Source organism: Bacteroides sp. RTP31139st1_H2_RTP31139_211217 (genome assembly GCF_040227615.1).
GTDB lineage: Bacteria > Bacteroidota > Bacteroidia > Bacteroidales > Bacteroidaceae > Bacteroides > Bacteroides uniformis.
Window position 1 is genome coordinate 1 of record NZ_JBCNZM010000079.1, and the last position, 10,045, is coordinate 10,045.

Here is a 10,045-nt window from a genome sequence, read left to right on the forward strand (position 1 = left end):
TATGTAATAAAGGAAATAAAAATTGTCTCGAACATGAGGATGAACCGCCCTAAACGGTCGGCTATCCTCTAAACATTAGCACCACGTTCACAGCCCAATTGTGTGGTAGTAAACTCATTAAACGGGAGGTAAACCCGTTGAGTTTCGTTGTTGACGTGCATAAATCCACCCATCTGTTCTTGCGAAGCATTGGAACGGAACTGCACTTTTCTACGAATCCAGTCTGCACACTCTTTGGCAATTGCTTTTTGTGATAATTGGTTACGAAGGCGAAGTTCAAAGTCTGTGCCATATAAATTACGTTCCCGGTTAAGTTTAGGGATGAAAAACTCCCGTTTCTCTTTCTTTGATTTATCCTTGATGAAAGTAGGAGACGTGAAAATGAAACGCAATTGTTCCACTTGCTCCAATTCTTCTTTCAATGCTTCGTAGGCATAGATGGAGAATGAAGCCGCAGCAATAGACACAAAAGTGCCTTTGGATAACCGTCCTTTGATGTCATCCACTACACGCTCGCTTATATTGTTTATTAATTTGGGATGTTCCATCCTCGTTTTTATTAAACCTTAATTCCGCGACACTTTACAAAAACAATTATTTAAAGTACTGAGCAATAAAATATTGCCCAGTACTTTGCCATGTCAGAAGATTCACTTAAATTAGTGTTGCAAAAAAAACATAAGAAATCTTCAACAAGCATGACAAAAATAAGCATAAAATCCGGTAAACTCACTTCTTTTGGAGGGATATTTTCAATTATGGAGCAATTTGATTCTATGCTCTCATCCGTAATCAATTCAACACTTTAGCAGTCCGATGGAAAGCGAACTATTGAAATAACAAGGAATAACATTTTTTTAAGTCACCAATCAGTTTTTCATCTCATTTTGCAACAACATTTCAACCCCCCAAAGCATCTGCTTCAAGCTATCAAGCCGCCACAGCCCATCCCCCTCCCAAAACACCTTCTGAAGTGGGGGTATCTCACTATACGACTGAGGTACCCTAAGTATACGACTGAGGGTATCTAAGTATACGACTGAATAGGGCTCAGTATAGATTTCCCACCCACAGAACCACATCCGGAACAAGCGTTGGCAAAAAAACAGTTTATGGAAATTGGGAAATACCAAGTGAGATTATACCTGATTCGGCGATGAAAGTGCAGCTAAAATCTTCTTGAAACTTCGAGATTCTTGAAGAATCTATCATTCTCAGCAGCTTCCAATCACTCCCTCCAGCGTCTCTCCGTCGGCAAACAGCCTCCCATCCGCCTGCATCATCCGCTTCTTCAGGCGGAACTTCTGCTGGGACACGGAAGCGGGAGACACGGCAATGAGCGTGGCAATCTGTGCATTGCTGAAGTGCAGGCGGATAAGCATGCAGAGCTGGCTGTCGGCAGGCGTAAGCTGGGGAAAGCGCAGGACAAGGCGTTTGGAAGCGCCCTTGTATACTCTGTCAGTAAGCTTCTGCAAGTAGTCCCACTGGCTGTCCGCAAGGAATTTGGGCTGGATGCGCAACTGCTTCACCACTTCGTCTGCGTCTATCATGGCGGAAGCAAGCGCCTGCACCTGCCCGTCGAGCATCCGGACACGCTCGCCCTCTTTCCTCAACAGTTCCAGTTCGCGGGGCACAGGGTTGTCTTCATACTCCTTGAGACGGGCACGGAGTGACTCGTTTTCCTTATCCAGACGGCTGCCATGTTCCATGAGGTTTGTCAGCGAGCTATGCACTTCTTCGCGCTCTTCGTCGGTCAGCGACATCTCCTTCAGGCATTCTTCCAGTTCCTCGCGCTCGCGTTCATTGTTGCGCAAGCGCTGTTCGTTTTCACTCAGGGTGACAAGATAGTTACGGTGACTACGTTCTTTCTTGAAACGGATAAGGCTGAACAGCATAGCACCGGAAATGCTGAACATAATCACAGAAAACACTCCCCAGAAAAAACGTTCGTAACCACTGACCGGCTTCAGCCGCACATGCCTGCCATCGGAAAGCTCCTTTATCTGATTATACTCACGGTGCAAACCGGAAATCAGGCGGACGGCCCGGGCACTGTCGACAGCACCGCATTGCACCAACGAGTCAGCATGAGAAAGGGACTGTTCGTAGTTCATCAAAGTTCTATCGGCAGGTTTCGAGCAGGCTGTCAGCCCCAGAAGGAGAATCAGCAGGAGAAAAAGGAAGGTATGTTTCATCTTGAAATTTTGTGTTTATAATAAGCAAGGTGTAAAATCGGTAAGGAACGAGCTTACTTCAACAGTTTTCATAATCAATGCATATTAATCGTTGCAGAAACAAAGGTAACACTTTCTTCCCACAATAAATAAAGAGGTACAAAGTTTTTCATTACTTTGTACCTCCTCTTTTTCTTCGACTTGCATCATTTATAGCCGTGAGTCAGCAAAAATCGTATAGCTTAGAACTCGCTCGTAAAGTGGAACTTGATATGCTTGAAGTCCATCTGCGCCATCTGCAACACATATCCGCTGTCCGCCAGGAACACATCCCTACCCTCGCGGTCTTTCGCCATGTACTGGTATTTGCGCTTCTTGAAGGCTTCCAGTTCAGCCGCATCATCGCTCTCAATCCAGCAGGCTTTATACAGACTGAGCGGCTCCCAACGGCACTTCGCACTGTATTCATTCTCCAGACGATACTGGATGACCTCGAACTGCAACTGCCCCACCGTACCGATAATCTTACGCCCGTTGAACTGGTTGACGAACAACTGCGCCACACCTTCGTCCATCAACTGGTCGATACCCTTGGCAAGCTGTTTCTGCTTCATTGGGTCGGCATTCTCAATGTACTTGAACATCTCCGGCGAGAAACTCGGAAGCCCCTTGAAGTGAAGCGCCTCGCCTTCGGTCAGCGTATCGCCAATCTTGAACGTACCGTTATCCGGCAGGCCGATAATATCTCCCGCCCAAGCCTCATCGACAGTTGTCTTGCGCTGCGCCATGAACTGCGTAGGCGACGAGAAACGCATCGTCTTGCCATGACGTACATGCAAGTACGGGGCATTGCGTACAAACTTCCCGGAGCAGATTTTGCAGAAAGCGATACATGAACGGTGATTCGGGTCGATATTGGCGGTTATCTTAAAGATGAATCCGGTAAATTTAGGTTCTTCCGGCTCCACCTCACGTTCTTCCGCCTTCACGGGACGGGGACTGGGAGCAATCTCCACAAAGCAATCCAACAGTTCCTGCACACCGAAATTATTCAGTGCCGAACCGAAGAATACGGGAGCAAGCTCTCCTTTCAAGTATTCCTCCTTATCGAATTCGGGGTAAACACCGTCTATCAGTTCCAATTCTCCGCGCAGCTTGTCGGCCAGTTGGGCGCCAATCTGGTTGTCCAGCTCCTCGGTATGGATGTCCACTTCCACCTTCTCCGTCACTACCTGCTTGCTGGGCTGGTAGAGGTTGAGGTTATGCTCGTAGATATTGTAGACACCCTTGAAACGGACACCGCTCTCGATAGGCCACGTCAAGGGACGCACGTGGATGTGCAGTTCCTCCTCCAGCTCGTCCAGCAGGTCGAACGGGTCTTTGGCTTCACGGTCCATCTTGTTGATGAAGATAATCACCGGCGTATTACGCATACGGCAGACCTCCATCAGCTTGCGTGTCTGCGTTTCCACACCTTTCGCACCGTCCACCACGATGATAACGCTATCCACGGCCGTCAGCGTGCGGTAGGTATCTTCAGCAAAGTCCTGGTGACCCGGAGTATCAAGGATGTTGACCTTGTAGTCATGGTAGTCGAACTCCATTACAGAAGTGGTAACGGAAATACCACGCTGTTTTTCAATATCCATCCAGTCCGACGTTGCCGTCTTCTTTATCTTATTGCTCTTTACGGCACCCGCCACCTGGATTTGTCCACCAAAAAGCAACAGCTTCTCGGTCAATGATGTCTTACCGGCATCCGGATGCGCGATAATCGCAAACGTTCTCCGTCTCTCTATTTCGTTGTTATTGGCCATATATCAATTAGTCAGTAATAATCACTCTTCCAAATTCTTCATGCAGACGGCAAGGCTCGCCTCCCAATGGGGTATATCGATGCCGAATGTCTTCTTTATCTTTGTCTTGTCCAACACGGAATAATGCGGACGCGGCGCCTTGGCAGGGAATTCGTCCGTATGCAGCGGACTTACCTTGCAGCTCTTGATACCTGCCAGACGATGGATAGCCAACGTAAAATCATACCACGAGCAGACTCCCTCGTTGCTGAAGTGATAGATGCCGGGCACGATTCCCTGGCTGATAGCCGCAAAGATGGCGCGTGCCAAATCATTGGCGTATGTCGGCGTACCTATCTGGTCGAATACAACTCCCAGCGTCTCGCGCTCGCGTCCCAAACGGAGCATCGTCTTCACAAAATTATTTCCATAAATGGAATAGAGCCACGCCGTACGGATAATCATGGCACGGCTGCAATGCTTCATCACCGCCTGCTCACCCGCCAGTTTGGTAAAACCATATACTGAATCGGGACAAGTAGCCGCCTCTTCCGTATAGGGGATGTGTCCGGTTCCGTCAAAAACATAGTCGGTAGACACTTGTATCAATGCAGCACCGCAAGCTTCGGCAGCGGCAGCCAGATAGCCCGGAGCGACATGGTTCAGCTTGTCGCAAAGCTCCTGATTGTCTTCCGCCTTGTCTACAGCCGTATAAGCGGCGCAATTCACGATTACATCTATCCGGTTGTCCTTCACAAACCCATGCACAGATTGTTCGTCGCAAATGTCCAATTCCTGCACGTCAGTGAAAAAATAAGCATGTTGTCCGTTTTCTTTCGACAACACTCGCATTTCATTGCCAAGTTGACCGTTGGCACCGGTTATCAGAATATTCATTTAATAAAGTTACACTTATATATAGAATGTTACGATGAACAATATTTTCCTCCATAATTATCAATTATCCATCAACTCCAATTCTCCCCGCTTCTCCTTGTCATAATAGTTGGCAAGCAACGAGACGAAACCGCTGATGGCCTCCATAGCCTTTGCCGTGCCCTGACTGATTTCCTTCTTCTGCAAGCGCAACAGCAGCACTCCATAAAGTGCCTCGAAACAAGTGTCTACCTCAGGCTCCTCTTTCCGGCCGCTCTTCTGGCGCAGCTCCACGATAAAAGGCAGTGCCTTGAAATAAGCCGCATTATAGAACGGATATTTCGTAGAAGCCAGCAATTCGCCATGCAGCTCCGTCAGGTTCAGAATGACATTCCGGTTGATTTGCAGATGTCCTTTTTCCGTTACGCCTTCCGCACGCATCATATCTGCCAGATTTCCATACCATTCTTCCAACGCAGGCCGTTCCTCCTCCGGATAGCGCAAAATGATGTTCTGGCGTATCCGGTCTATGTCACAGCCGTTGGCACGGAGCAAATCCTCCACCTGCCACATATATATAAGGTATTCGGCTATATTCTTTTCTTTCAGTTGTTGCGCAATCTTCACGATAAAATGTATGAATTATGATTTTTCACCTTCCCACTCAATACAGCGATTCACCCATCAGCGTAAACACCAATCCCACCACAGACACCACAATGACAATGCTCCCGATAATACGGTTCAGCATCCAGATGCCACGCAAGTTGAATTGTGTACGGACTTTATTGACAAAAAAGGTAATGCCAAACCACCATGCCAAAGCGCCCAATGCGATGGCCAAGTATCCGGTAACGGCCTCGAATACCAGCACTCCCTCACTTACAAAAGCGAAGCGGGCGAAAAGGCCTACAAAAAGGAATATAATCAGAGGATTGGAAAGCGTGACGGCAAACGCCGTTATGAAGTTATGAAAATAGGAACCCTTGTTGATGGATACCGGACGGATGGACTGTACCGGATTGCTGCGGAACGTATAAACGCCAAACGCCAACAGAAGAATGCTTCCGAAAAGTTGCAGGTAAAAGATGTTCTTGTTGACATAATCAAAAACGAAACTCATCCCGTAGCCCGTCAGCAAAGCATATGCAATATCGCTTAGCGAAGCTCCTATCCCCGTTACGAAACCATACCACCGTCCTTTATTCAAAGTACGCTGAATACACAATACTCCTACAGGACCCAATGGCGCGGACACAATGACGCCGATAATGAACCCCTTCCACAATATGTCAAATATGGTCTCTATCTGAATCATGGCTGCAAATATCGGACTTTTTTATGAGACGAACGAATAGTGTTAACGTTTTTTCGACGGAAAAGGATTTTAAGAAGTAAAGATTATCCATTTTACATATTATTCCGTATATTTACCTCCGAACTTAACAATACCCCCTTATGAAACGAATAAAAAAAACTCTAACACTCGTTTCCATGGCCGTCTTACTACTGACGGCATGCGAAGCCCCCAAGGAACTCGGTGTGGTTCCATATCCGCAGTATGCCCAAACAACGTCAAAAACAGTAGAACTGCCATCTACGGTAACCTTCTCGACCAATCTGGCGAAATCCGACATGAATGACTTGCTGGCCTATCTGCCGGACTTTGCCATCCCCATGAAGCTTGTCGACAAGAACCCTTTTGTAACGATAGAAATAACGGACGCAACGGATAATCCAATCGCTGCCGAAGGCTACAACCTGACAGTCAGCAAACAAGGTGTAAACATTCAGGCCTCCTCCGCAGCAGGTGCCTTCTATGGACTGCAAACCCTGGCACAACTTGCCCGTAACGGGAAGGAACTGCCAGTCACGACCATCAAGGACGAACCCAGATTCCCCTATCGTGGGCTGCACCTGGATGTTTCAAGACACTTCTTTAACACGGACTATGTCAAGAAACAAATAGACCTGGTAGCCACCTACAAAATCAACCGCCTGCATTGGCATCTGACCGACGGTGCCGGATGGCGGCTGGAGATTCCGGGCTATCCCCGCCTGACAGAATTCGCAGCCTGGAGAAAAGCCGCCAATCTGCAGGATTGGGGGAAATATGACCATCACTTCTGCGAGAAGGATGAAGAAGGAGCCTATGGAGGCTACTATACGGAAGCGGATGTACGTGAGGTTCTGGAATATGCCCGCTTGAGGCATGTCACCGTTATCCCCGAAATAGAAATGCCGGGACACTCGGGAGAAGTACTGGCAGCCTATCCACAGCTGTCCTGTACCGGCAAGCCTTATACATCCGGTGAAGTCTGTATCGGAAACGAAGAGACCTTCAAGTTCTTCGAAGATGTGCTGGATGAAGTGATACGGCTGTTCCCTTCCCGGTATATCCATATTGGAGGTGATGAAGCCAGCAGACGCCACTGGAAGGCATGCCCCAAATGCCAGAAGCGCATGAAGGAAGAAGGGCTCAAAGATGAAAGTGAGCTGCAAAGCTATATGATAGTCCGCATAGAGAAGTACCTCAACGACAAAGGGCGTGAAATCATCGGCTGGGACGAGATACTGGATGGAGGCCTGGCCCCCAACGCAACCGTCATGTCGTGGCGGGGTACGGAGGGTGGCATTGCCGCCGCCCGCATGGGGCATTACGCCATCATGACACCGGAGAGCCACTGCTATCTGGACCACTACCAGGATGACCCTGAGACACAGCCGCTGGCGTTTGGCGCCTGCATCCCCATCGGACAGACCTACTCCTACGACCCGGCTCCCGATTCATTGGGAAGTGATATCTGCAAATACATATTAGGCGTGCAAGGCAATGTATGGGCTGAATATCTGCCCACTTACGAACATGCCGAATATATGATATACCCACGCATCATCGCTCTGGCAGAAGTAGGCTGGACTCCCATGGAGAACAAGCATCCGGAGAGTTTCAAGAGACGTATCAACAACGAAATACGATACATCCGGACGAAAGGGTACAACCCGTTCACCTTGTCGGAACAAGTGCAGACCAGCCAGACCGTTGACTATGCCAAGAAAAAAATCATGCTGTCCCTCACCTCCGAAAAACATCCGATTGACATCCGCTACACAACGGACGGCTCCGAACCGACTGTATCTTCCAAGTTATACAAGAAACCGTTTGCCGTAAAAGACTCCATATTGCTGACCGCACGCCTTTTCGACGGAGAAAAGCCTATCGGAAAAAGCCTTCACCTGCGCACCGACTACCATAAGGGCATAGGCAAAAAGATAACCTATGCACCGGGCGGCAGATACTATCAGCATAAAGAAGTATACAAAGGCGGCGGTGACGCCGGTCTCCTCGACGGACTTCGCGGCGGCAAAAGCTACATGGACGGACGATGGCAGGGCTTCTGCCCCAATGATTTGGATGCCATTATCGACCTGGGCGAAGTGACCGCCATACATCGGGTCATGGCCAACTTCATGCAAATCCGTACCCCACAAGTATTTCTCCCTGCCAAAGTGGAAGTATGGGCATCTGTTGATGGCAAGAACTTCACCCTGCTGGGCAGTGATATCTGCAGCGAGGAAGAGGCCGGAAAGGACGTGATATTCCGTGATTTCGGCTGGATTGGCACCCCCACTGAGGCACGATATGTACGCTTCCATGCCATACAAGGGAAGAAGCAATTCTTATTTACGGATGAAATCGTCATACAATAACACACATCCGGTTTTTATGAAACAGAACAAAAAACGCATACGAGTAAAATTGCATGCGTTTTTTGTTTTCCTTTTTTTCTCCTCCCCACCGATTTTACGTATCTTTGCCCCCAAGAAGAAAAGATGAAGATACTCAAAGAAGTAACTTCAATCGTAAAATCGTAAATCGTAAAATCGTAAATATAACTATGATTCTTTTTTTCAGAACCCCATCCAAGAGTGTGATTGCCGTAGAATGTAATCACGAACTCCCCCAGGCAGACAGCGACAAACTCTGCTGGCTTTTTGGAGAAGCCACCCCCGAAAGTGAAGACAACCTGAAAGGACATTTCGTCGGCCCGCGCCGTGAGATGATTACTCCTTGGAGTACAAACGCCGTAGAAATCACCCAGAATATGGGGCTGGACGGCATCATACGCATCGAGGAGTACTTCCCCGTAAAAGATGAGAACGCAGACCACGATCCGATGCTGCAACGTATGTACAAGGGGCTGGACCAGAATGTATTTACAACCAACCGGCAGCCGGAACCGATTGTACACATCGAAGACCTGGAGGCATACAATGAAAAGGAAGGTCTGGCACTCTCCAAAGAGGAAATGGATTACCTCAAGAAGGTAGAGAAAGACCTCGGGCGCCCTCTGACAGACTCCGAAGTATTCGGCTTCGCGCAAATCAACTCCGAGCACTGCCGTCACAAAATCTTCGGCGGGACATTCATCATCGATGGAGTGGAACAGGAATCTTCACTCTTCCAGATGATAAAGAAAACTACACAAGAGAATCCCAACAAGATTATCTCTGCCTACAAAGACAATGTAGCCTTTGCCGAAGGTCCGGTTATCGAACAGTTTGCTCCGGCAGACCACTCCAAGCCCGACTATTTCCAAGTAAAGGACATCAAGAGTGTCATCTCCCTGAAAGCGGAAACACATAACTTTCCCACAACAGTAGAACCGTTCAACGGTGCGTCTACCGGTACGGGCGGTGAGATTCGCGACCGTATGGGCGGCGGTAAGGGCTCTTGGCCGATTGCCGGAACAGCCGTTTACATGACCTCCTACCCCCGTACGGAAGAAGGACGTCCCTGGGAAGAGATTCTGCCGGTACGCAAATGGCTGTATCAAACTCCCGAACAAATACTAATCAAAGCCTCCAATGGTGCCAGTGATTTCGGGAACAAATTCGGCCAACCGCTAATCTGCGGTTCCGTGCTCACTTTCGAACATAAGGAAAAAGATGAAGTCTATGGTTACGACAAAGTGATTATGCTTGCCGGAGGCGTAGGCTACGGTACCCAGCGTGACTGTTTGAAAGGTACACCGGAAGCCGGCAACAAAGTGGTTGTCATCGGTGGAGACAATTATCGCATCGGTTTGGGCGGCGGCTCCGTATCTTCCGTAGATACCGGACGCTACAGCAGTGGCATCGAGCTGAATGCCGTGCAACGCGCCAACGCCGAAATGCAGAAACGCGCCTACAACGAGG

The 10,045-nt window shown here is 48.6% G+C and carries 6 protein-coding genes and 2 pseudogenes; 2 read left to right on the plus strand and 6 right to left on the minus strand.

The window, feature by feature from the left end:
• Positions 1 to 71: 71 nt before the first annotated feature.
• The 6 genes and pseudogenes from ABUA47_RS13830 to ABUA47_RS13855 form a co-directional block, all read right to left on the minus strand.
• Positions 72 to 548 (minus strand): annotated as a pseudogene (locus ABUA47_RS13830) (ATP-dependent helicase); the annotation flags it as partial.
• A gap of 666 nt (positions 549 to 1,214) precedes the next feature.
• On the minus strand, positions 1,215 to 2,195 hold the full coding sequence (locus tag ABUA47_RS13835; protein ID WP_117589135.1) for a helix-turn-helix transcriptional regulator: 981 nt from the start codon (positions 2,193 to 2,195) through the stop codon (positions 1,215 to 1,217).
• Positions 2,196 to 2,416: 221 nt separating this feature from the next.
• Entirely contained in the window at positions 2,417 to 3,991 is a 1,575-nt protein-coding gene (locus ABUA47_RS13840; protein WP_005826320.1) for a peptide chain release factor 3, read from the minus strand.
• 21 nt (positions 3,992 to 4,012) lie between these two features.
• The gene (gene rfbD, locus ABUA47_RS13845) at positions 4,013 to 4,867 is read right to left on the minus strand and encodes a dTDP-4-dehydrorhamnose reductase (RefSeq protein ID WP_117589136.1); all 855 of its coding nucleotides are present in this window, start codon (positions 4,865 to 4,867) and stop codon (positions 4,013 to 4,015) included.
• 60 nt (positions 4,868 to 4,927) lie between these two features.
• Positions 4,928 to 5,473 carry a DUF4924 family protein gene (locus ABUA47_RS13850; protein ID WP_005826317.1) on the minus strand — a complete coding sequence of 182 codons (546 nt, stop codon included), beginning with the start codon at positions 5,471 to 5,473 and terminating at the stop codon, positions 4,928 to 4,930.
• A gap of 37 nt (positions 5,474 to 5,510) precedes the next feature.
• A complete protein-coding gene (locus ABUA47_RS13855) occupies positions 5,511 to 6,164 on the minus strand; it encodes a LysE family translocator (protein ID WP_005826316.1) in 654 nt (217 codons plus the stop codon).
• A gap of 140 nt (positions 6,165 to 6,304) precedes the next feature.
• Here ABUA47_RS13855 and ABUA47_RS13860 point away from each other — a divergent pair, with 140 nt between their 5' ends.
• Both ABUA47_RS13860 and ABUA47_RS13865 read left to right on the plus strand, forming a co-directional pair.
• Entirely contained in the window at positions 6,305 to 8,557 is a 2,253-nt protein-coding gene (locus tag ABUA47_RS13860; protein WP_117589137.1) for a family 20 glycosylhydrolase, read from the plus strand.
• A 188-nt stretch (positions 8,558 to 8,745) separates the two neighbouring features.
• Positions 8,746 to 10,045, plus strand: a pseudogene (locus ABUA47_RS13865) (phosphoribosylformylglycinamidine synthase); the annotation flags it as partial.

Coding starts and splice junctions, on each gene's coding strand:
- ABUA47_RS13840 (WP_005826320.1), bottom strand. CDS start 3,991: ATGGCCAATAACAACGAAATAGAGAGACGGAGAACGTTTGCGATTATC.
- ABUA47_RS13855 (WP_005826316.1), bottom strand. CDS start 6,164: ATGATTCAGATAGAGACCATATTTGACATATTGTGGAAGGGGTTCATT.
- rfbD (WP_117589136.1), bottom strand. CDS start 4,867: ATGAATATTCTGATAACCGGTGCCAACGGTCAACTTGGCAATGAAATG.
- ABUA47_RS13835 (WP_117589135.1), bottom strand. CDS start 2,195: ATGAAACATACCTTCCTTTTTCTCCTGCTGATTCTCCTTCTGGGGCTG.
- ABUA47_RS13860 (WP_117589137.1), top strand. CDS start 6,305: ATGAAACGAATAAAAAAAACTCTAACACTCGTTTCCATGGCCGTCTTA.